This window comes from Vibrio zhanjiangensis (assembly GCF_030161235.1).
GTDB lineage: Bacteria > Pseudomonadota > Gammaproteobacteria > Enterobacterales > Vibrionaceae > Vibrio > Vibrio zhanjiangensis.
Genome location: NZ_BSPW01000012.1, coordinates 51,825 through 72,582, shown reverse-complemented (window position 1 = coordinate 72,582; position 20,758 = coordinate 51,825). Strand labels below are relative to the sequence as shown.

At 42.0% G+C, this 20,758-nt stretch carries 20 protein-coding genes; 9 read left to right on the top strand and 11 right to left on the bottom strand.

Annotated elements, in window-relative coordinates:
* The gene (locus QQK21_RS02835; protein WP_284190681.1) at window positions 1-828 is read right to left on the bottom strand and encodes an SDR family oxidoreductase; all 828 of its coding nucleotides are present in this window, start codon (window positions 826-828) and stop codon (window positions 1-3) included.
* Between the two features lie 44 nt (window positions 829-872).
* Window positions 873-1,787 carry a TIGR01777 family oxidoreductase gene (locus QQK21_RS02830; RefSeq protein WP_284190680.1) on the bottom strand — a complete coding sequence of 305 codons (915 nt, stop codon included), beginning with the start codon at window positions 1,785-1,787 and terminating at the stop codon, window positions 873-875.
* Between the two features lie 229 nt (window positions 1,788-2,016).
* Between QQK21_RS02830 and QQK21_RS02825 the strand changes: the two genes are divergently transcribed.
* The 4 genes from QQK21_RS02825 to QQK21_RS02810 are packed head-to-tail and all read left to right on the top strand — an operon-like array spanning window position 2,017 to window position 4,283.
* On the top strand, window positions 2,017-2,751 hold the full coding sequence (locus tag QQK21_RS02825; protein WP_284190679.1) for a DUF1538 domain-containing protein: 735 nt from the start codon (window positions 2,017-2,019) through the stop codon (window positions 2,749-2,751).
* Complete coding sequence (locus QQK21_RS02820) at window positions 2,748-3,542, top strand: DUF1538 domain-containing protein (protein WP_284190678.1); 795 nt, start codon at window positions 2,748-2,750, stop codon at window positions 3,540-3,542. The genes QQK21_RS02825 and QQK21_RS02820 overlap by 4 nt, the downstream gene beginning before the upstream one ends.
* Window positions 3,532-3,882 (top strand): P-II family nitrogen regulator, encoded by a 351-nt coding sequence (locus QQK21_RS02815; protein WP_284190735.1) that lies wholly within the window; start codon window positions 3,532-3,534, stop codon window positions 3,880-3,882. The genes QQK21_RS02820 and QQK21_RS02815 overlap by 11 nt, the downstream gene beginning before the upstream one ends.
* Entirely contained in the window at window positions 3,879-4,283 is a 405-nt protein-coding gene (locus QQK21_RS02810) for a CBS domain-containing protein (RefSeq protein ID WP_284190677.1), read from the top strand. Before QQK21_RS02815 ends, QQK21_RS02810 begins: the two co-directional genes overlap by 4 nt.
* Before the next feature lie 117 nt (window positions 4,284-4,400).
* Here the strand turns inward: QQK21_RS02810 and QQK21_RS02805 are convergent, their stop codons facing one another.
* Entirely contained in the window at window positions 4,401-4,916 is a 516-nt protein-coding gene (locus QQK21_RS02805; protein WP_284190676.1) for a regulatory protein ToxS, read from the bottom strand.
* Window positions 4,917-4,926: 10 nt separating this feature from the next.
* Window positions 4,927-5,784, bottom strand: coding sequence for a winged helix-turn-helix domain-containing protein (locus QQK21_RS02800; protein ID WP_284190675.1), 858 nt, complete (start codon window positions 5,782-5,784; stop codon window positions 4,927-4,929).
* Window positions 5,785-6,037: 253 nt separating this feature from the next.
* Here QQK21_RS02800 and htpG point away from each other — a divergent pair, with 253 nt between their 5' ends.
* The 3 genes from htpG (at window position 6,038) to hemH (ending at window position 9,972) form a co-directional block, all read left to right on the top strand.
* Window positions 6,038-7,942, top strand: a complete 1,905-nt coding sequence (gene htpG, locus QQK21_RS02795) for a molecular chaperone HtpG (RefSeq protein WP_284190674.1) — start codon at window positions 6,038-6,040, stop codon at window positions 7,940-7,942.
* 298 nt (window positions 7,943-8,240) lie between these two features.
* On the top strand, window positions 8,241-8,885 hold the full coding sequence (gene adk / locus QQK21_RS02790; protein WP_284190673.1) for an adenylate kinase: 645 nt from the start codon (window positions 8,241-8,243) through the stop codon (window positions 8,883-8,885).
* A gap of 133 nt (window positions 8,886-9,018) precedes the next feature.
* Window positions 9,019-9,972 carry a ferrochelatase gene (hemH, locus tag QQK21_RS02785; RefSeq protein ID WP_284190672.1) on the top strand — a complete coding sequence of 318 codons (954 nt, stop codon included), beginning with the start codon at window positions 9,019-9,021 and terminating at the stop codon, window positions 9,970-9,972.
* A gap of 52 nt (window positions 9,973-10,024) precedes the next feature.
* On the opposite strand, the gene QQK21_RS02780 is transcribed toward hemH, so the two are convergent.
* The 4 genes from QQK21_RS02780 to QQK21_RS02765 all read right to left on the bottom strand — a co-directional run bounded on the left by QQK21_RS02780 (window position 10,025) and on the right by QQK21_RS02765 (window position 15,804).
* Window positions 10,025-11,521, bottom strand: coding sequence for a winged helix-turn-helix domain-containing protein (locus QQK21_RS02780; RefSeq protein WP_284190671.1), 1,497 nt, complete (start codon window positions 11,519-11,521; stop codon window positions 10,025-10,027).
* A 195-nt stretch (window positions 11,522-11,716) separates the two neighbouring features.
* Window positions 11,717-12,328, bottom strand: a complete 612-nt coding sequence (locus tag QQK21_RS02775; protein WP_284190670.1) for an outer membrane protein — start codon at window positions 12,326-12,328, stop codon at window positions 11,717-11,719.
* 299 nt (window positions 12,329-12,627) lie between these two features.
* Window positions 12,628-13,074: a DUF411 domain-containing protein gene (locus tag QQK21_RS02770; RefSeq protein ID WP_284190669.1), complete on the bottom strand. Its 447-nt coding sequence runs from the start codon at window positions 13,072-13,074 to the stop codon at window positions 12,628-12,630.
* A gap of 9 nt (window positions 13,075-13,083) precedes the next feature.
* The gene (locus QQK21_RS02765) at window positions 13,084-15,804 is read right to left on the bottom strand and encodes a heavy metal translocating P-type ATPase (protein ID WP_284190734.1); all 2,721 of its coding nucleotides are present in this window, start codon (window positions 15,802-15,804) and stop codon (window positions 13,084-13,086) included.
* A gap of 224 nt (window positions 15,805-16,028) precedes the next feature.
* On the opposite strand from QQK21_RS02765, the gene gltX reads away from it, so the two are divergent.
* A complete protein-coding gene (gene gltX, locus QQK21_RS02760) occupies window positions 16,029-17,456 on the top strand; it encodes a glutamate--tRNA ligase (protein ID WP_284190668.1) in 1,428 nt (475 codons plus the stop codon).
* Window positions 17,457-17,570: 114 nt separating this feature from the next.
* Here the strand turns inward: gltX and QQK21_RS02755 are convergent, their stop codons facing one another.
* Complete coding sequence (locus QQK21_RS02755) at window positions 17,571-18,077, bottom strand: Fe3+-citrate ABC transporter substrate-binding protein (protein ID WP_284190667.1); 507 nt, start codon at window positions 18,075-18,077, stop codon at window positions 17,571-17,573.
* 295 nt (window positions 18,078-18,372) lie between these two features.
* On the opposite strand from QQK21_RS02755, the gene QQK21_RS02750 reads away from it, so the two are divergent.
* Window positions 18,373-19,149, top strand: coding sequence for a class I SAM-dependent methyltransferase (locus tag QQK21_RS02750; protein WP_284190666.1), 777 nt, complete (start codon window positions 18,373-18,375; stop codon window positions 19,147-19,149).
* Window positions 19,150-19,192: 43 nt separating this feature from the next.
* On the opposite strand, the gene QQK21_RS02745 is transcribed toward QQK21_RS02750, so the two are convergent.
* Window positions 19,193-19,993: a VUT family protein gene (locus QQK21_RS02745; protein WP_284190665.1), complete on the bottom strand. Its 801-nt coding sequence runs from the start codon at window positions 19,991-19,993 to the stop codon at window positions 19,193-19,195.
* Window positions 19,962-20,513, bottom strand: a complete 552-nt coding sequence (locus QQK21_RS02740; RefSeq protein ID WP_284190664.1) for a helix-turn-helix domain-containing protein — start codon at window positions 20,511-20,513, stop codon at window positions 19,962-19,964. The genes QQK21_RS02745 and QQK21_RS02740 overlap by 32 nt, the downstream gene beginning before the upstream one ends.
* Window positions 20,514-20,758 lie beyond the last annotated feature (245 nt).

Here is a 20,758-nt window from a genome sequence, read left to right as displayed (position 1 = left end):
TTAAGATACTCGCACTAAAAGTTTGTCTAGTAGACGACTAGACAATACACGTTTTAATAATGCAAAAGCCTTAGTGGGTGTTGTAATTCGATAACGTACTTTGGGCTTCCTTGCTTCCAATGCATGGAATAATGGTCTGATACAAGATTCGGGAGGGAGCGCAAAAGTACTGCTTGAGGTCTCATTTCCAAGCTCCTTTATGCGTTTCTTATAGTATTCATGGTGAACGCTCGAGTTGATACCTATCCATTTTTCAAAGGCTTTTTGAGCATTTTTTCTAAATTGAGTTTCTATCGGACCGGGTTCGATTAAGCTTATTTTGATATTGGTGTCAGCAAGTTCTAGGCGCAGAGTATCGCTCCAGCCTTCTAGTGCAAATTTAGACGAATTGTAAGCACCTCGGTACGGCATTGCTGCAAAACCGAGCACAGAACTGTTTTGTATTATTCGGCCATTTCCTTGCTTACGCATTATTGGTAATACTTGTTTGACAAGATGGTGCCAACCAAAAAAATTGGTTTCAAACTGTTCTCTTAACGCTTGGGTAGGAAGGTCTTCCAATGCACCGGGCTGACCATAGGCGCCATTGTTAAACAGGGCGTCGAGTCTACCGCCCGTTATTTCGAGCGCTTTTTCGACAGCGTGTTCGATGCTATTTGTGTCGCTTAAATCAAGTTGAATACAGGTGAGCCCTTCATTTTGTAGTCGTTTAACGTCATCGAAATGCCTGCATGATGCGATAACTTGATATCCTGCTTTGTGAAGAGCGTGAGCACATGTGTATCCAATACCTGTTGAGCAGCCAGTAACGAGAATAGATTTTGCCATGATAAACTTGTTTCGCTATATATTTTATCGGCTTAGCATACAGATTAATCCGCGTGCTGTAATAAGTTTTTCATTGCGGGTTCGATGCGAGAGTAGCTAAAGTGAAAGCCAAGTTCTGTGAGTTTTTTGGGTTTAGCTCTCAAGCTATCAAACAAAAGTACAGCACTTTCACCCATGGCTATCTTTAGTAGCCATTTCGGAGTAGACAACAGGTGTGGTTTTTTAAGTAACTTAGCTAGGGTTTGACTAAAATGCTTGTTTGTAACTGGGTGTGGGGCGCACAAATTAAACTCTCCGTACGCATGTTCTGTTGTGAGTAAGTAAATGATACCTCGAACCATATCAAGTAGGTGTATCCACGGGATGTACTGATCACCACTACCGATCGCCCCACCTAAACCAAGTTTGTATGGCAGCATCATCTTCTTCAATGCCCCACCTTCAACACCAAGAACAACTCCAGTTCGCAATATACAAACACGGGTAGAGTCAGAGCGAGCGCGGTTGGCAATTTCTTCCCATTTTGCACACACTTGATGAGGAAAATTTTGCTGATGAGTATGTAAGCCCTCATCGAAAGGGTGCTCTTGTTGATCGCCATAGTAGCCAACAGCGGAACCGCTGATAAAAACTGAAGGTGGAGAAGTGCTGGCATGAATAAGCTCGACGATTGTTTCTGTGATTTTCCAGCGACTATGACATATGATTTCTTTTTGTTTTTTAGTCCAACGTTTATCGGCGATGGGCTCACCCGCTAAATTGACCACGGCATCAAATTCGTTAAGGTCACTTAATTTATTTAAATCAGAAAGATAAGTTATGTTCCCCATGTCTGCATGACTAACCATTTCTTTTGCTTTGAGTGGAGAGCGCGTTAAAAGTGTCACCTCGTAGGTGGTAAAATATTTTAACAGCTCTTTACCGATAAAGCCTGTTCCACCCGTTAGCAGTACTCTCATTCAGCTCTCCTCTGTCCTGCAAAACTACAATTTCAATGAGTCTATCAGAATAGCAATTCTAATAATTATAGCGAGTTAGCGACATTTAGGATCATCAATTGTTCAAAACTTACGGCTATCACAAAATCATTATTTTCTGATTTTTTTTGTCTATGGCCCAGTTTGAGTCACACTTAATTTGTTTTGTTCTTGCCATGGTTACTAGTAGATAGACGAATATGAGGTTCATATGCAGGCGCTAGCTGCACTTTTGAAAGCGTTCTTAGGAAGTTTAAGAGATTTACTGCCGATTGTGGCTGTGATTGCTTTTTTCCAACTTATTGTGTTGCAAGAACCTTTACCTAATATGCTGTCAATACTCTTTGGCTTAGTATTGGTTGTGATGGGACTTTCTTTCTTCATTTTTGGGCTGGAGATGGGACTGTTTCCTATTGGAGAGTCGATGGCACAAGCGTTTGCTCGCAAAGGAAGTGTTGCTTGGTTAATGTTGTTTGCATTTTGCTTAGGGTTTGGAACCACAGTTGCAGAACCTGCTCTTACCGCGGTTGCTGCAGAAGCAGCCCAAGTCGCTGCAGAAGGAGGTATGATTGCTTTGGATGATGCTGCTATGACGCAGTACGCGAACGGTCTTCGCTACACCGTCGCTCTCTCAGTGGGTATAGCCATTATGCTGGGTGTGCTGCGTATACTTAAGGGGTGGTCTATTCAGTACATGATAATCGGTGGATACATTGGTGTTGTTGTTCTTACTATGTTTGCTCCAGAAAGTATTATTGGCGTTGCGTACGACTCTGGTGGGGTGACGACTTCAACAATAACAGTACCCCTTGTCACAGCTCTCGGCGTAGGTCTAGCTTCAGCAATAAAAGGCCGTAATCCTATGCTAGATGGATTTGGCTTAATTGCGTTTGCTTCTCTATTGCCGATGATGTTTGTTATGGTTTACGGAATGGTGGTCACTTGATTGATTCGTCCGAATTTATAAGCACATTTCATAGTACAATAGGTGATGTACTGCCAATTGCATCAATCATCTTTGGTTTTCAGTTCGCTGTTTTGCGCAGACCTGTGGCGAATTGGCCCAAAGTTGTTGCTGGTTTTGGTTATGTTATTCTCGGACTTTCGCTATTTCTTATTGGTCTCGAGCTTGCCTTGTTTCCGCTTGGGGAAACCATGGCTATGCAGCTAACTAAACCCTCTTTCTTACAAGAATTTGGTACTTCGGTAGAAGGCGATATTGGTTGGCAAGATTATTATTGGGTGTACTTGTTTGCCTTTTGTATAGGTTTTAGCACAACCATTGCAGAGCCTTCTCTTATTGCGGTTGCCATTAAAGCCAATCAGGTTTCCGGGGGCTCGATCAGTGTCAATGGACTTCGTATTTCGGTCGCTCTTGGGGTCGCCTTTGGTATCTCATTAGGCAGTTATAGGATCGTTGTTGGTGATCCCATCCACTACTACATTATTGCCGGTTACATAGTTGTGGTTATTCAAACATTTTATGCCCCAAAACTTATTGTGCCACTTGCTTATGATTCGGGGGGCGTCACAACGTCGACAGTCACTGTACCTTTGGTTGCCGCTCTTGGATTGGGGCTTGCTTCTACCGTACCTGGACGAAACCCTATGATTGATGGTTTTGGACTCATTGCCTTTGCAAGCCTGTTCCCCATAATATCTGTTATGGGATACGCCCAAATTACTCAGTGGCTGAACAGAAATTCATCACAGGAGAATAATGAAAATGCGCTTTAAATTGATACTCGCTTTTGTCGAAGACAGTAGAACGGACATTGTACTTGATGCTGCAAGAGAGGCTGGGGCAACTGGAGCTACAGTTATCAATAATGCAAGAGGTGAGGGGCTGAATAAGAAGCGAACTTTTTTTGGTCTGACTTTAGAAGTGCAAAAAGACGTCCTTCTTTTCGTAGTCGAAGAACACCTTTCTCGGCATATTCTGGAAAAAATAAGTGAGGTTGGTGAATTTGATCAAGAGTCAGGACAAGGAATTGCTGTTCAAATTGATGTTGAAGATGCCGTTGGTGTTGCTCACCAGGTCGAGAAGTTAGCTGAAGTGGTAGGGAATGAATTATGAGTGGTGGTCAGAAAATATGCATTCGTGATGTAATGGTCGCCAATTACGTTATGATTGATGGTTTAACAACCGTGAGAGAAGGTATCCAGTTGGCAAGGAAGCATCAAGTCAAAGCGTTAGTCGTCAATAAACGTAATGATGATGATGAATATGGATTGGTATTAATGAATGATATTGCCAAAAAAGTACTGGCAATGAATCGCTCTCCAGATCGAGTCAATATCTATGAAATTATGACTAAGCCTGCTTTAGCTGTCGATCCTGAAATGCATGTAAAATATTGCGCTAGATTATTTGAGCGTTTTGGTATTAGTCGTGCACCTGTTATTGAAAATGGCCAAATTATTGGTATGGTGAGCTATAACAACATAGTACTCAATGGTATGGCGCGAGACGAGTAACCACCCTGTAGTTGTTACCGTCAGTAGCTACTGCTGCATTTTCTTTGATTACGCCGTTTGTTACTGCTTTATATCAACCCATTGGATAAAACAGCGACAAACGGCTCAAATAATCATTTAGTGAGAAAATAATACGGTAGAGCCGTGGTTTAAACTGGTCAGCAGTAGTGTATTTTCATTGACTATGTCGATCCGCCTGCTTTGCTGGGCATCCATTTTAAATATTTGAGTGATGAGCTTAAGTTGTTCTTCAGTAAAATCTTTACTTTGAGCGGAAGAGACGTCTTTAAATTTCATCGGTGAAACTAAAAGATAGTTATCACTCACATCCCATTCACCTTCTTCAGATATGTTGATGGTGCTTTCGTTTTTAGACTCGGTACTGTAGAGCTTGACAGTAGCAAAACGGTTGTATTGGCCATTGGGCAAATATTTGACATTAGAGTCGATGGTTACACGGCGAAGAGAGCCAACAGATTCTTCTCGTAAGCTGTCTGTGATAAGCGTAACCATCCTCGATTGCCATTCTTTAGATGTCAAGACTTGTTCGACTTTTAGGTCACTTCCCCAATAAAGCCAACTACTAAACAAAGCTGACAAAATAAGTAAACCGCCTGCGATTTTATGGTTCATTTTATTCTTCCTATTGACAAACTTTGCTTAAATCTTGTTGGTCAGCAAATATACGCACTGTGACATTTTCACCGGAGTTTTCAACTGAATGTATATAGTTGAGTACCAGCTGATTGTTTTGACCGCCTGTTGCAATGACTTCGACCGGCGCCATAGATTCATGAAAAGTGTTATATCGTTTAATACACTGCTCGATAGACCCATACCAAGGAGTTAAATCTGGGTGGTTGGCAGGTGTTTTTACTGGCGTTCCATCAAAGATCGCAATCTGTCGAAATGTGGACTCCGCAGGGTTTGTAAATAAGATGACGCATAGAGGTATAAGCAAAGAGAGTAACAACATGATCCTTATCCCCCATCTCGGTTTTACCGGCTCTGGCATGTTCTGGAATGCTGGAGTGGTGACCACAGAATAGGTCGGATTGGTTACTTCTGCGCTTGTAGCTGATGACGTTTGGTCATCAAGGCTATTGGTGTCTTGCGTATCCTCTTCTTTACTTTGGGCACCACTCATTAATGGGGTTGTTCGCTCAACGCTACAAATCAACTGATACCCACGCTTTGGTACAGTTTTAATGAACTGAGGAGATTTAGTTGAATCTTGAAGCTGTTTTCTAAGCGTAGAAATCGCTTGAGTTAAGCTTGAATCATCAACTTCAAATCCTTGTTCTCTCCAAACAAAATCATGTAACTCATTACGGGATATGATTTCATTGGGCTTTTCTGATAGCAAAAGCAAAATTCTGCTTTCATTGCTCCCCAAACGTATAATTTCGCTGTTATCGTTTGAGTTATCCACCAGAGAGTTTGTATTGGGGTCAAAAGTAAATCTATTTGAAAGATTGAACTTAGTGCCTATGTTACTCATTCGGTATAACCATCATTGTTAGTTAGGTTTCATCAGATAATGCGCCAAAAAACGTGTTTCGAGAGATGTTAAATATTGTTTTTGATTTTTTGAGGTCCAAGGATAGACAAAATAAAATCAAAAAAACAATGTTTTTATGAATTTTGACCTTGAATTTACATTTGCCACCCTCATGTTAGTTTGCAGATTATGACAGTATCGGTCCTAGGAAATGTACGCTAGGCCTGATAATTATAGATGTTATGGAGCGAACATGAGCGAAACGGCAACACAAAATAAAGAAACTCGTGGCTTTCAGTCTGAAGTAAAACAGCTACTTCACTTGATGATTCATTCTCTTTACTCAAATAAAGAGATTTTTTTGCGTGAACTTATTTCTAATGCTTCGGATGCATCAGATAAACTGCGTTTCCAAGCGTTGTCAAATCCTGACTTGTATCAAGGAGATGCAGATTTAGGCGTCAAGCTATCTTTTGATGAAAGTGCAAGCACCCTAACGATTTCTGATAATGGTATTGGAATGAGTCGTGATGATGTGATTGAGCACCTAGGCACAATCGCAAAATCGGGTACCGCGGAGTTTTTTTCTAAATTATCAGAAGAGCAATCGAAAGATTCACAACTGATTGGTCAGTTTGGTGTGGGTTTTTACTCTGCCTTTATTGTGGCTGATGCGGTGACAGTTCGCACTCGCGCCGCTGGTCTGGCTGAAGATGAAGCGGTTCAGTGGCACTCTGCTGGTGAAGGTGAGTACACCATAGAAACGATCTCGAAGCCATCACGTGGTACAGATATCATTCTTCATATGCGCGACGAAGGCAAAGAGTTCTTAAATGAGTGGCGCCTGCGTGAAGTGATCAGCAAGTATTCAGACCATATCGGTATTCCAGTTTCAATTCAAACTGCTGAGCGTGATGAAGAAGGAAAAGAAACGGGTGAGAAAAAGTGGGAGCAGATCAATAAAGCTCAAGCCCTTTGGACCCGTAATAAAGCCGGCATTTCTGATGAAGAATATCAAGAATTTTACAAGCATGTTTCCCACGACTTTGCAGATCCTTTGCTTTGGAGCCACAATCGTGTAGAAGGCAAAAACGATTACACTAGCCTACTTTATATCCCAGCGAAAGCGCCTTGGGATATGATGAATCGTGATCATAAATCTGGCCTTAAGCTGTATGTGCAACGTGTCTTTATCATGGACGACGCAGAGCAGTTTATGCCGTCATACCTTCGCTTTGTTCGTGGCCTTATCGATTCTAACGATTTGCCGTTAAACGTGTCTCGTGAAATCCTGCAAGACAATAAAGTGACGCAATCGCTGCGTAATGCTTGTACCAAGCGTGTTTTGACTATGCTTGAGCGCATCGCAAAAAATGATCAAGAGAAATACCAGTCATTTTGGAAAGAGTTTGGTCTTGTTCTAAAAGAAGGCCCAGCGGAAGATATGGCTAACCGAGAAAAAGTGGCGGCCTTACTGCGCTTTGCCTCAACAGAGAATGATTCGGCTGATCAAAATGTTGGTTTGGCATCTTATGTCGAGCGTATGAAAGAAGGACAAGATAAGATCTATTATCTCACTGCTGATAGCTATGCTGCGGCGAAAAATAGCCCTCACTTAGAGCAATTTAAGGCTAAAGGCATAGAAGTCATTTTGATGTTCGATCGCATTGATGAATGGCTAATGAACTATCTGACAGAGTTTGATGGTAAGCAGTTCCAATCTATTACTAAAGCTGGACTTGATCTAAGCAAATTCGAAGACGAAGCAGAAAAAGAAAAGCACAAAGAAACGGAAGAAGAGTTTAAATCCGTTGTTGAGCGCACTAAAGAGTATTTAGGCGAGCGAGTTAAAGAGGTCCGTACGACCTTTAAACTGGCCACCACACCGGCCGTTGTTGTGACAGATGATTATGAGATGGGCACACAGATGGCTAAACTGCTTGCAGCGGCTGGCCAAGCCGTGCCTGAAGTGAAGTACATTTTTGAAATCAATCCAGAACATGAATTGGTTAAACGCATGGCAGACGAAGCCGATGAAGAAGCATTTGGTCGTTGGGTCGAAGTTCTTCTTGGTCAAGCAATGTTGGCAGAGCGTGGCTCGATGGAAGATCCATCACAATTTGTTGGTGCAATTAACTCACTGCTTTCGACACATTGATTTCAATATTAAAGCTTTTCTTATGCGAGCTTTAAATTGATGGGTACTTACTGTTGTCGGATGTTGCTTTGGTTAATGTGAGTAAGCAGGCAATCTTTGCTTATCACTTAAACGATAGTGACCGATTGTATGTTAGAATACAATCTTGCAACTCAGTGAACAGGCGTGTAATGTGCACGCCTGTTTTATTATTGAAAATAACACTTATACCGAAACTTACCGTGGTGTAAACGGTGTGAAACAGCGGTCGAACACTGTGAGCTTCGGTATAAATCAAACAATCTTAAGAGGATTTAACATGCGCATCATTCTTCTAGGTGCTCCAGGTGCAGGTAAAGGCACACAGGCTCAATTCATCATGGAGAAATATGGTATTCCACAAATCTCTACTGGTGATATGTTACGTGCTGCAATCAAAGCAGGTACTGAGCTTGGTAAACAAGCCAAAGCTGTTATCGATGCTGGTCAGCTAGTTTCTGATGACATTATCCTTGGCCTGATTAAAGAACGTATTGCTCAAGATGACTGTGAGAAAGGTTTTTTGCTTGATGGTTTCCCTCGTACTATTCCACAGGCTGATGGTCTTAAAGACATGGGCGTGGCGGTCGATTATGTGATTGAGTTTGATGTCGCTGATGATGTGATTGTGGAGCGCATGGCTGGTCGCCGCGCTCATTTAGCATCGGGTCGTACTTATCATGTCATCTATAACCCACCTAAAGTCGAAGGTAAAGATGATGTGACGGGTGAAGATCTTGTCGTACGTGATGATGATAAAGAAGAGACGGTTCGTGCTCGTCTTGGTGTGTATCATGAACAAACCGCCCCTCTTATCAACTATTATGGTAAAGAGGCTCAATCTGGACATACTCAGTACCTAAAATTTGATGGTACTAAGCGTGTTGAAGAAGTGAGCGCTGATATAGAAAAAGCACTTGCTTAATTCTACTTACATCTCAAATTGAAAGTTTGATATAGTGAAAGCGGCCAACTCGGTCGCTTTTTCGATCTTTATCTTTTGATCGGCAAAGAGGTTTCAATTGTAAAGTCTGTTTTATAAGTGTCGATGAGGTGTTATGAGAAATACGAAAAAACAAGGGGTGCTACTGGTCAACTTAGGTACACCTGACGCACCGACAGCGCCGGCTGTGAAGCGCTTCCTAAGCCAGTTTCTGCATGACAAGCGTGTGGTGGATATGACCCGCTGGCTGTGGTGCCCACTTTTACACGGTATTATTCTGCCGATACGCTCACCTAAGGTTGCCAAGTTATATCAAACTGTGTGGATGGACGAAGGCTCGCCATTGCTCGTGTATGCCAAAAGGCAAGCTGAGAAACTTAAGCAGAAACTTGATATGCCGGTTGAGTTGGGCATGACTTACGGTAATCCCAACCTTAAGGTTGGTCTAGAAAATCTTATGGCATCCGGGGTGGAAGATGTGGTTGTGTTGCCTCTTTATCCACAGTACTCAGGTACCACAACGGCTGCAGTATCTGATGGGATAACCAAAGCATTTCAATCCATGCCTGTCATGCCAAACTATCGGTTAATTCGGGATTATCACGATCATCCAACCTACATTAAAGCACTGGCAGAAAGTGTTCGGCGCTCTTGGCAAGATAAAGGTCAGGGGGACTATTTGTTGTGTTCCTACCATGGCATACCAAAGCGTTATGCCGATAATGGCGATATTTATCCGCAGCATTGTGAGGCAACCACTGAACTATTAAGGCTTGAGTTGGGGCTTACTAAGGAGCAAATCGGCACGACTTATCAATCACGATTTGGTCGTGAAGAGTGGCTGCAGCCTTATACTGACAAAACGCTAGAGCAACTGCCTAACAAAGGCATTAAGAAGCTGGATATAGTGACCCCCGCCTTTTCTGCCGATTGCCTAGAAACCTTGGAAGAAATCTCAGAACAATGTTGTGAGCTTTTCATGGAACATGGCGGGGAAGTGTTTCATTTTATTCCTTGTTTGAATGATGACGATCTGCATATCCAAATGATGGTGGAGCTTATTGGTTAGGTAAACTTATGCTCAAGTGATGACCCAAAGCCACCGATGTCGGTGGCGTTTTTTATTCTGGATAAGGGCGACAAAAGGTTTCAATCCCTTGCCACAAAACCGATTTAGGTCGCCGAATATAGTCAATATCAAGCAGTGCTTCCTGCCACAAGCCTAAGCAAGCTTGTTTTCTGTCTGGACTGGCATAAAGAGCAAACACACGCTCGGCTGGCAGAGTTGTGGTTAAGGCTGAGTTGGCCTTCAGATAGTAGGCAAGATACATTTGTTTATTGCCTTTCTCTCGGTTGATATTGGCTTGAAGAAGAAAAATCAGTGCATTATCAGGAATTTCAGTCGCATATTCTCGCTCAAGCATTCTTAAGCTTCTTTCGACATCACCAGAGCGATACGTCACCAATGCCAATAGCATATGCAGGTCAGGCGGCGTGATGGGTTCTCGTTCTTTGACCTTGGCAATCCATTTTTGAAAATCGGTTTCCGATTGCTGAGTAAAAAGAAGCTCTCGGGTATAAAACAGCACTTCTACATCCGTTAGATGGCGGGAGAGTAGGCCGCTGAGCGTGGTATCGGCAATGGGTGTAATTAAGCTCGAGACTTGATCCGACAAGCTGGCAATTTTTTGTGGCAGCTTAAAGTAATCACTAAGATCGGCGTTGAGCTGATTGACAGTTTCGGTCAACTGACCGGAGGAAAATTGAAAGGTTTTTCGCCAAGCGACTCGACCTGATGCGGTAAGATGAAGCACGCTTTCAAGATTGGTCTTGCCATGTTCATCTTGCCATAAATTAAACCGTAAGCTGTAATCTGAGTCATAGACGGCATCTGAACCTGGGAAGTGGCAATGTTCACTTAAGCTATGCAGATAAAAGTTCGGTGAACTCATATTTGATAGATGGATGTAGGGTGACGCACTGTGCGAGTATAGCGTGAGTGCTTTTAGTTTTAGGGCCATATCGCTTAGCGTTTCATCTTCACAGGTAACCGTATCGAGTAGTAGCCGCACTTGGGGAACATGTAGGGTATTATTTTGCGTATTTTGCTTGAAATGAGACCAAGTATGTATCGCAAGTAGTACAGTCAATGAGGTAAACACCACGCTTAAACACCAGCCTAAATAGCGCAGTGTCTTGTTTTTGTTAGTCGTTGCAACGGGCGTTTTGGGCATTTGGCTTGGGGGAGTGATGTTGTCTTTGGCGACAAGCCGAACAAAACTTTGAGCAATGTAGTAGCCGCGCTTGGGGTAGGTGACGATGATTTTGGTTGAATCAGCTTGCTCTGTATGCTGACGAAAGAGATGGCGCAACAGGCTGATGCGATTTGTCACCACATTTTTTGAGATAAACTGATTTTCCCACACTAAGTCAATAAACTCGTCAATCGATGTTGGTTCGTCGATATTTGATAGCAACACTTCAAGTAATGCGATGTTTCTTGGCTCTAAAGGGATATCTCCCTGCGCAGAGCTAAGGGATTTTTCATGGGGATTATAAACAATATCGGCAATGGCAATGTTGCAATGTTCGTTTTTGGCTTGTTCGAGTAAATTCATTCATCTCTATTGAGAAATTGCATTATATACTCAGTGTACCGCATTTTGGGGATCGATTATAAGTAGGGGGAATACTGTATTTATCCAATAAGTGAGAATTTTTCCACACAAAAACAAATATTCTGTGACAAATATAAGAAATGGTGCTGCATAAATAGCAGCACCTGCTTAATTTCCAGTGGCTTACTGAGCCGCTTAGAAAGAGTAGCTTGCGTTTAGGTAACCGACTTGGTATCCATCAAAGTTAAGATCTGCATCAATATTTGCCCCAACAACAGGGAATTTGTACTCATTTCCAAAGTACTGAGTGTAACGATAGCCAAGCTCCATACTAAAACGCTCAGTAAATTTATAACCTAAGCCAAGGTTTGCACCTGCTGCCAGACCAGTATTGTCCATAGTGTGTGTTGCACCATAAGCTGATAGCTCAAGCTCAGATTTATAAACACCTAGGTTACCACCTGCTAGCAAGTAAAATTGGTCATTGATATAGTGTAAATAGTCAGCACCCGCACCAAATTCGCCACTTGTTAATTGAGTTTTAAGTCCGACGTTAACATAGGTAGTTTCGTTACTAGCTGTACCTTGAAGGTAGCCATAAGCTCTGACATTTTTACTAAAATAATGACCACCTTTTATAGAAAATAGGCCCATCTCTTCTAGGTCTTCACCGATTTGGGTGTTTTCTAGCAAACCAGAAGTGGTATGTTGACCTTTGCCAAGCTCCAGTGCTACGTAGTTATCATTTGCAAGCGAAGGCATAGAAGTCGCGGCAGCAACGGCTGCAATAAGTAATGCTTTTTTCATGTGTTATACACTCAAGTTGTTTGTCTTTAAGAAAAAGAGGTCACGAAGTGAGAGATCACCCAGCGCTGAGCCTCTGATTTAAGGAGCCGCATCTTGGTACGGCTTTCTGGAAGCAGCAGAAGTTACTGCAAGATGAGAGGATGAAGCGACAAACAAAATTAAAAATAGTTGAATAAAGTTGAATTTTATATCTAAGATAATGTTTTATAAGAGTAAATACTTTAATGGTTGCCTACTTTTAGAGTGTTTGCCCCTGAATTTTTAGGTGTTTTAAAATATAAAATAATCAACAGTGAAGGTTATTTGCTGTTGATGGGGTATTTTTGATATTCATATACTTGCCCATCTTGATTAAAGGCATAGACAGAATAGCTCTTTTTTTGCGCACCATTTTCCATACCAGGAGAGCCTATTGGCATACCGGGTACGGCTAATCCTTTAGCCCCTTTCGGTGGGTTATTTAAAAACGCTTTAATATCTTTGGCAGGGATGTGGCCTTCAAATACATAGCCGTTAATCTCAGCAGTATGACAAGAGGCTAATTGGGGTGTGATACCCAGCTGTTGCTTGATGCTGTTCATATTATCATGCAGTTTCTCTTCCACCGTAAAGCCGGCCTCTTGCATATGCTGGGTCCATGCGGTGCAGCAGCCACAATAAGGTGATTTATGGTTGATAACATCCGCTGCCAAAGCCTGTACTGAGAGAAAGACAAGCGGCGTAAGTGCGATATATTTTCTGTTCATAGAAACCTCTTAATCATGTGAAGATTTAAATAGCCGTAAACGGTTAGCGTTGCTTACGACGGTTATTGAGGACAAAGCCATGGCTGCGCCTGCAACCACAGGGCTCAGCAAAAAGCCAAAAGCTGGATAGAGCGCACCCGCGGCAATCGGAATACCTAAACTGTTATAGATAAATGCGCCAAATAAATTTTGCTTCATATTGGTCATGGTGGCTTTGGAGAGCTCGATTGCTTTGACTACGCCGAGCGCAGAGGAGTGAAGCAGCGTCATTTGGGCGCTTTCAATAGCAACATCACTGCCACTTCCCATCGCAATACTGACATTGGCTGTTGCAAGCGCTGGTGCGTCGTTGACCCCATCACCTACCATGGCAACATGGTGGCCTTGGTCTTGCAACTGTTTTATATGCTGCGCCTTTTGATCCGGCAGCACTTGGGCGATGACGTTAGTTATGCCAAGCTGGGAAGCAATCGCCTTCGCCACCTCTTGATTATCTCCAGTCAGTATCACAGGCGTGATGCCCATAGCAATGAGTGCTTGTATCGCATGTTTGGCCTCAGGCTTGATTGGGTCGCTAATGGCTATGATTCCAATCACACTGCCATGCTGGGTGACGACGACGGGCGTCCAAGCGTTTTGCGCACATTGTTTTATCTCAGAGGCGAAGGTTTCTAATCGAATGCCTTGTTGTTGCGCATTGCCGAGCGACACCACTGAGGTAAATTGATGATTGATAATGCCTGTCACACCTTTACCGCGCAAATTGGTGAAATTATCAGCGTCATCAAGGGAAAGCTGTTTTTGTTTGGCAAGACCGACAATCGCTTTGGCTAGAGGATGCTCTGAATATTGCTCTAAACTTGCCGCAAGTCGCAGTAAGTGGTCTTCGTTCCCATTTTTAACAAACAGTGATTCAACTTGTGGTTTGCCTTGCGTTAATGTGCCGGTTTTATCAAATACTACGGTATCGATTTTACTCGCAGATTGGAGCACATCGGCATCTTTAATCAGTATACCCATTTCGGCGGCTTTACCGATTCCAACCGTTACTGAGAGCGGGGTTGCCAAGCCAAGCGCGCATGGGCAAGCGATAATAAGAACGGTTGTGGTGACAATCAGCATATAACTGATTTTAGGCTCAGGCCCATAGAGGAGCCAAACCAGTGCAGATAAAAGCGCAATCATGACAACGACAGGGACAAATACCGATGAGATTTGGTCAGCAAGTTTGGCTATTGCAGGTTTACTACTTTGGGCGCTGCGCACCATATTGATAATTCGGGACAGCATAGTGTGGCTGCCGACATGGGTAGCCTCCAAAACTAAACTACCATCTTGATTGACGGTTCCCGCCGAAACTTGAGCCCCTTTGTCTTTGTATACAGGAATAGGTTCTCCAGTTAACATAGATTCGTCTAAGAATGATTCTCCGGACAGCACGGTGCCGTCAACCGGTACTTTTTCGCCGGGCTTGATCCTAATTTGCATCCCTTGCGTGATCTCTTTTATTGCAATCACGTGTTCGCCAGAGTCGGTGATGACAGTGGCACTATTGGGTTGAAGCTTAATTAACGCCTGAAGTGAAAGGGTGGTTTTGGCTTTGGCTTTGGCTTCGATATAGTGCCCAAGCGAGATTAAGCCAATAATCATGGCGCTGGCTTCAAAATAAACGTGACGTGATGCTTGTGGAAACCATTGAGGAGCGCTAACCACCAAGATTGAAAACAGCCATGCCGCGCCAGTGCCAAGGGCAACTAAACTATCCATTGTGGCTCGCTTGTTACGCAGAGAATGCCATGCGTTAACAAAGAAACTACGTCCAGCGGTGATGAGTAACCACAAACAGATGAGCCCTATGCCCGCCCATATTAGTTGGTCTTGGGCATTGCGTATCATCATATTACCGCCCAATACTCCCCAGAGCATTAATGGCGCGCCTATGGCTATGCCTTGCCAAGCACTCTGCTTATGCTGGGTTTGTATGACCTTTTGTTTGAGCAACTGCTCTTGCTGCTTGGCCTCTGGGTCAAATGCATATTCAGCGTTATATCCTGCTTTTTGTACGGACTTTAAAATAGACTCTACGACTGAGTCGTCATTTTCAGTACTAAAAACCAGCGCACTTTGCTCAGCGAGGTTTACTTGCGCTTTATAAACCTTGTCAACATTACTTACTGCACGCTCAACGGATGCCACGCAGCTTGCACAAGTCATTCCGGAAATAAAAAAATGTAGTGGATAAGTGCTGTTCTTTTCCAGTGACTTTATTTGTTCTGGCGCAGCAGAGCTTGGTGGTTTGGTTGCTGGTAATGGCGGCTCTTGATTGCTTGAATCGCGATCAGTTTTATTGTCGTCCAAGGCTTCGTAGCCAATTGATTTTATAAGATCTTTGACTTGCTGATTACTCAGTAATGTAGCGAGAGATAAGTCAGTTTTTGATGCTTGAAAGTGGCCAACGAGAGGATGATCTGCGAGGGTGTTTTCTAACTTAGCAACGCATTTACCACAGTTTAAACCCTTTAAGTGAAATTGGTATTGATATCCAGCACTGTAGCCTAAGGTAACAATGGAAGATTCCAGATCTTTAAAGCTGCTAGTGGTATCGAGAGCAATATGCTGCGGGGTTAATGTATCTATTGATACGCGATGCTCGGCGAGCAAAAGGCGTTCAACTTTACGTGCACACCCCATACAGCTCAATCCTGAAAGTGGAATATCTAACCTATGTATCATATTGTCCTCAATAAAAGCTATTAGTAAGGATAAACCTTACCTTTAGGGTAAGGTCAAGAGCTAATGATTTGGTGATTATCCGCTGCTTGAAAGAATGAAACTTGACTGTTCGTGCTAATTCTACATCTAGTGGATTGTAGATTTGGATATCAATGATAAAATACGCGCAATTTTTAGCACCTTCTCAGGTGCCGTTATTCAGCTAATTCAAGGTATTTTAAATGACGGTTAAAACTCGTTTTGCTCCTAGCCCAACAGGCTACCTTCACGTTGGCGGTGCTCGCACTGCACTCTACTCATGGCTTTTGGCGAAAAACCAAGGAGGGGAGTTTGTGTTGCGTATTGAGGATACTGATTTAGAACGTAACTCTCAGCAAGCTGTCGATGCGATCCTTGAAGGGATGCAATGGATGGGGCTTGAATGGGACGAAGGACCTTATTTCCAATCTAAGCGTTTTGACCGTTATAACGAAATGGTTGACAAGTTACTGGCTGAAGGTAAAGCCTATAAATGCTACGCATCTAAAGAGCTTCTTGACGAAGTTCGCGCTGAGCAAGAAGAAAATAAGCAAATGCCACGCTATGATGCGAATCATCCCAAAATTGTGGCAGCGAATGAGGCGGCAAAAGAGGGGGACCCATGTGTCGTACGTTTTCGCAATCCGACTCAAGGCAGCGTGGTCTTTGAGGATCAAATCCGAGGTCGTATTGAAATCAGCAACGATCAATTGGATGACTTGATTATCCGCCGCACGGATGGCGCTCCAACATACAACTTTGTGGTTGTTGTGGATGACTGGGACATGGGGATCACACATGTTGTACGTGGTGAAGATCATATTAATAACACCCCTCGTCAAATTAACATTTATGAAGCTTTAGGAGCACCTGTTCCTGTGTTTGCCCATTGTGCAATGATATTGGGAGATGACGGTGCCAAGTTGTCCAAGCGACATGGTGCGGTATCGGTAATGCAATATCGAGATGAAGGTTATTTGCCAAACGCGCTTAATAACTACTTGGTGCGCTTAGGGTGGTCTCATGGCGATCAAGAAATCTTTTCTCAGCAAGAGATGATAGAGTTATTTTCTCTTGGCGCTATTTCTAAATCTGCGTCGGCATTTAATACTGAAAAGCTACTTTGGTTAAACAATCACTATATCAAAAACTCAGATCCTGAGTATGTGGTCGAGCATCTGCAATGGCACTTGAATAACCAGAAACTCAATGTAGAAAATGGGCCCGCACTAACTGAAGTCATTAAGTTAGTAGGTGAGCGCTGCAACACTCTAGTTGAACTTGTTGAGCAAATTCGCTACTTCTATGAAGATTTCTCTGACTTCGAAGCGGGTGCTGCAAAAAAACATTTACGTGGTGTGGCAAAAGAGCCTCTTGAACTGGCATTGGCCAAAGCCGAAAATTTAGAACACTGGGAGACGGACAGTATCAAAGAAAACGTTATTGCTGCAGTGTGTGAAGAACTGGATATCGGTATGGGCAAAATTGGTATGCCTCTACGCGTTGCAGTCACTGGAGGTGGTCAATCACCATCTGTTGATGCTGTTATGGATTTAGTAGGAAAGGAGCGAGTCGTTGCTCGAATCAAGATGGCCTTGGCCTTTATTTCACAGCGAGAAGCTAGCGTATAGATTCTTAGGTAAGTAACATGGCGACCCATAACCGCAGCATATGTTGCGGTTTTTTTATAACAAGATATTGTGAGTGAAGTGTGGTGGAGCTATCCGATTTGAAATAGGGGAGAACTATTTGAGATCGATGCTCGTCAAGCGGCCCATAAATTCCAATATTTCCAAATTATCTTTGTTCGCTTCTAGAAGTGCTTTTTTGGTTTTTGTATAGGCGGCAAGGCGGCCATGCTTTTTAATCGAACAGACAATACTTCGGTAGATTAATTGGCCATTTTGATCGTAATTACGCCAAGCGGCAATGTAGCACTCATCTTTCGCATCTGGGTTCGTTTTGGTTGGCCTAGGTTTGTAAATAATTTTGGGCTCAACAGAATGAGGTAACCTTGTCATTAAATAAGGATCTTTGAGCAATTTCCGCCAAAACTTGCCCCACATGGCGCTACCTAACTCATTTCTTAGCTTGATAGCTTTTTTAAGACCTTTTTTCTCGCCAATTTTTACGTAACCCACAGATCGATGCAACACCGTATCGTCCGGTGTGTGGATGTGGATCTTATATGCAGTTTTAGCTTTGGAAATAAAACGGTGACCAGTATTTGTGGTCAGGTTACTTTTCTTCATTCAACATCTATGGATAATTTTATTAATAAATATTTTAGTTGAATGTCTCTGATAGTTGAAGCTCTGATTGACCTTTCCTTACCGCAAAAATGTGAAATTAGCCCTTTTTTTTTGAAAGATATTGGTAACATATTGGAATAAAATGTTTTTTATCTTTCGTCAGTTGAACATTCGCTCTATTTTTAACTGGAGAAAGTTTGCCTTACCGATACCATCTAAGCTTATGATTATTTGAGAGAAATAGACGGAAAGAATTTAAGTAACTGATACTTATTATTTTTTAATGAGATTCAAGATGAACTACAATCTAGAATACTATACAAACGGCATTGTTCAGTTTGATGCTGCCAAAGAGCTAATGCAACTAATGCCCAAGCAGGCCGATTCGGTGCTGGATATTGGTTGTGGCTCAGGAAAAGTATCTCATCTTATTTACGAGCATGTATTACCTAAATTTATGCTCGCTATCGACAGCTCTGAAGAGATGATTAATCAAGCTAGGCTCTTATACCCAGATAGTAAACTGCTCTTTTCTCATCAAAGCATAGAGCAATTTGTACCAGATAGAGCCTTTGAGCTCATTACGGCAAATTCATCATTTCAGTGGTATCAAGACTATGACGCTTCCATCAATACGATCAAAAATTCACTGAGATCTAGTGGTGTATTTGTCTTACAAACGCCCTATAAACAGGACTGGTGCCCACAAGTATCCGTATTGATGCATCAGTTTTTCACTCATCACTACCCAGATCTTGGCCAGAACTTCAAGCTACCTTGCATGCACTTTGACTACCCCGAACAATATGTTGATTTATTTGAATCAAAAAACTTTACTACTGTTTCACTAAAGACCCGACACTTTGAATATCGATTTTCGGGGGATGACTTTAGAAAATTTTTCATGTCAGGAGCTTACAAAGTTTACACCCTCGCAAAAAGTTACTCTGTTGCTATGCCTAATCGGTTTGCTGAAGATTTAGAGCACTTTGTTAATGTAAAGACACGGGGTAATAAAGAGTTTGAAGTTTGCATTTCAAGAGTCATGGCAAGCTTCAAACCCATTGAATAGAATAATAACAATCGTCGAAGTTTTACAACTCGGCTTTATCTTCCTATTCGGCTGGTAAATTGTTATTGCTCTTTGATTTTAATAACTTATACGTTAAAACCAGTCCATATAATACGGGAAGAACTGCAAATGCATAGCCGATTTTGAATATATAGTTGTCCGCAATTTTTTGTAAGAGGGTAACTGAGGTTGAAGAATTAAAAAATAATCCTATCCAGACAAAAGTATATATTGCTTGGCCTATAGTGCTCGATAAAATAGAACGAATCCATATAGGTGCTTTATATAAAAGCATACTCAATTTTTTAAAGGTGAAGTTGTTTGCTTGGTCAGCCAGTAATATACATAGGCTATTAATTAAATATAAATGAATAAGTGGTTCGAATACTTCTTTATATGGTGACGTGATTTCAAAGATAGAAAATGTAGCCGCGATTAAACCAGATGCAAGGGCGCACATGCCTGCACCGAAATAGGTGGTTGTTTTTGCGTATTCATATCTTAATGTTGCATTGATAGTATCGAGAACTAGGAAGGTTAGAGGAAAAATTAGAATACCTGCAGGTTGCCATGTGCCAAAGATTTGAACACTATGAGGTGACATAGGTATAGCAACTAATAAGGACGTAAGGTATAGGGCTGTGAGGAAACCATACCATTTTATATCAAACTTAGTAATGGGATCTAATGCATGAATAAGGTCACGATGCTCTTTTTTGAAAAAAGTTACAATCCCTTTATTTATCAATACTCTTGCGGAAGAGCTTAAAACATAATCATTATCTTCATTGGTATAGTAAATCAAATTGTTTTCAATTTTTAACAAGTTTAAGCTTCTTGTCATTAATGTGTTCCTTGTTTATCTTGGTTATTACTTTTCCAATAGGGATATAACTTTTTTTAGGCTCATGGGGGTGCCAAGTTAGATTTATAAAGTTATCAACTCTGTAGAGTTCGAAAATATCGCTTCCTGAATGAAACAAATAATTGCCTGTCCCAAGTTTTTTCATGCTGACTATATTAATAGATTCATCATGGTATACAAGTTTATCCGACTTGGCTATTGGCATATTGGTTTCAAAGAATCCAATATTTACTAACTTATCCTCTACAATGCCTTCTACACCATAATCTCGTTCATAGAGTCCAGTTTTTTCTATACCCGTCATTAACCATTCGTATGAAATATCTAAGTTGTCGGCAATGAGTAGCATATTCTTATGTGGCGTTTTTATTTTATTATTGATTAACTTGCTTATATAACCCCTCTCAACACCCACTCTACGAGAGAGCTCGGCAGCAGATACGCCCTTGACAAACAATATCTCTTTAAGTCTTCCTCCAATGGTAGTGACATCTTTCAATACTTATCTCCTGAATGCTTATGGTATCTTAAATTGTACCATGCCTGACTTGTTTTTGTTTCAAAAAGTTTCACATTTGACAACAAGTGATGGTTTGTAATAATATTTTTTTTATCAAGAGGCTCAAGAGTTAGTGAGTCAATCTTGTAGGACACTGTTTAGGCTTGCCAATACTAGTTTTTTATTCTGTGGCAGCATGCTCCTGAATGAGAGTTCGAACTTACTATGTTCTATCTAAGCGACAG

Bases quoted from the DNA above. Each gene is read 5' to 3' on its own strand.
- QQK21_RS02835 (WP_284190681.1), bottom strand. From the start codon at position 828: ATGGCAAAATCTATTCTCGTTACTGGCTGCTCAACAGGTATTGGATAC.
- QQK21_RS02830 (WP_284190680.1), bottom strand. From the start codon at position 1,787: ATGAGAGTACTGCTAACGGGTGGAACAGGCTTTATCGGTAAAGAGCTG.
- QQK21_RS02825 (WP_284190679.1), top strand. From the start codon at position 2,017: ATGCAGGCGCTAGCTGCACTTTTGAAAGCGTTCTTAGGAAGTTTAAGA.
- QQK21_RS02815 (WP_284190735.1), top strand. From the start codon at position 3,532: ATGCGCTTTAAATTGATACTCGCTTTTGTCGAAGACAGTAGAACGGAC.
- QQK21_RS02810 (WP_284190677.1), top strand. From the start codon at position 3,879: ATGAGTGGTGGTCAGAAAATATGCATTCGTGATGTAATGGTCGCCAAT.
- QQK21_RS02805 (WP_284190676.1), bottom strand. From the start codon at position 4,916: ATGAACCATAAAATCGCAGGCGGTTTACTTATTTTGTCAGCTTTGTTT.
- QQK21_RS02800 (WP_284190675.1), bottom strand. From the start codon at position 5,784: ATGAGTAACATAGGCACTAAGTTCAATCTTTCAAATAGATTTACTTTT.
- htpG (WP_284190674.1), top strand. From the start codon at position 6,038: ATGAGCGAAACGGCAACACAAAATAAAGAAACTCGTGGCTTTCAGTCT.
- adk (WP_284190673.1), top strand. From the start codon at position 8,241: ATGCGCATCATTCTTCTAGGTGCTCCAGGTGCAGGTAAAGGCACACAG.
- hemH (WP_284190672.1), top strand. From the start codon at position 9,019: ATGAGAAATACGAAAAAACAAGGGGTGCTACTGGTCAACTTAGGTACA.
- QQK21_RS02780 (WP_284190671.1), bottom strand. From the start codon at position 11,521: ATGAATTTACTCGAACAAGCCAAAAACGAACATTGCAACATTGCCATT.
- QQK21_RS02775 (WP_284190670.1), bottom strand. From the start codon at position 12,328: ATGAAAAAAGCATTACTTATTGCAGCCGTTGCTGCCGCGACTTCTATG.
- QQK21_RS02770 (WP_284190669.1), bottom strand. From the start codon at position 13,074: ATGAACAGAAAATATATCGCACTTACGCCGCTTGTCTTTCTCTCAGTA.
- gltX (WP_284190668.1), top strand. From the start codon at position 16,029: ATGACGGTTAAAACTCGTTTTGCTCCTAGCCCAACAGGCTACCTTCAC.
- QQK21_RS02755 (WP_284190667.1), bottom strand. From the start codon at position 18,077: ATGAAGAAAAGTAACCTGACCACAAATACTGGTCACCGTTTTATTTCC.
- QQK21_RS02750 (WP_284190666.1), top strand. From the start codon at position 18,373: ATGAACTACAATCTAGAATACTATACAAACGGCATTGTTCAGTTTGAT.
- QQK21_RS02745 (WP_284190665.1), bottom strand. From the start codon at position 19,993: ATGACAAGAAGCTTAAACTTGTTAAAAATTGAAAACAATTTGATTTAC.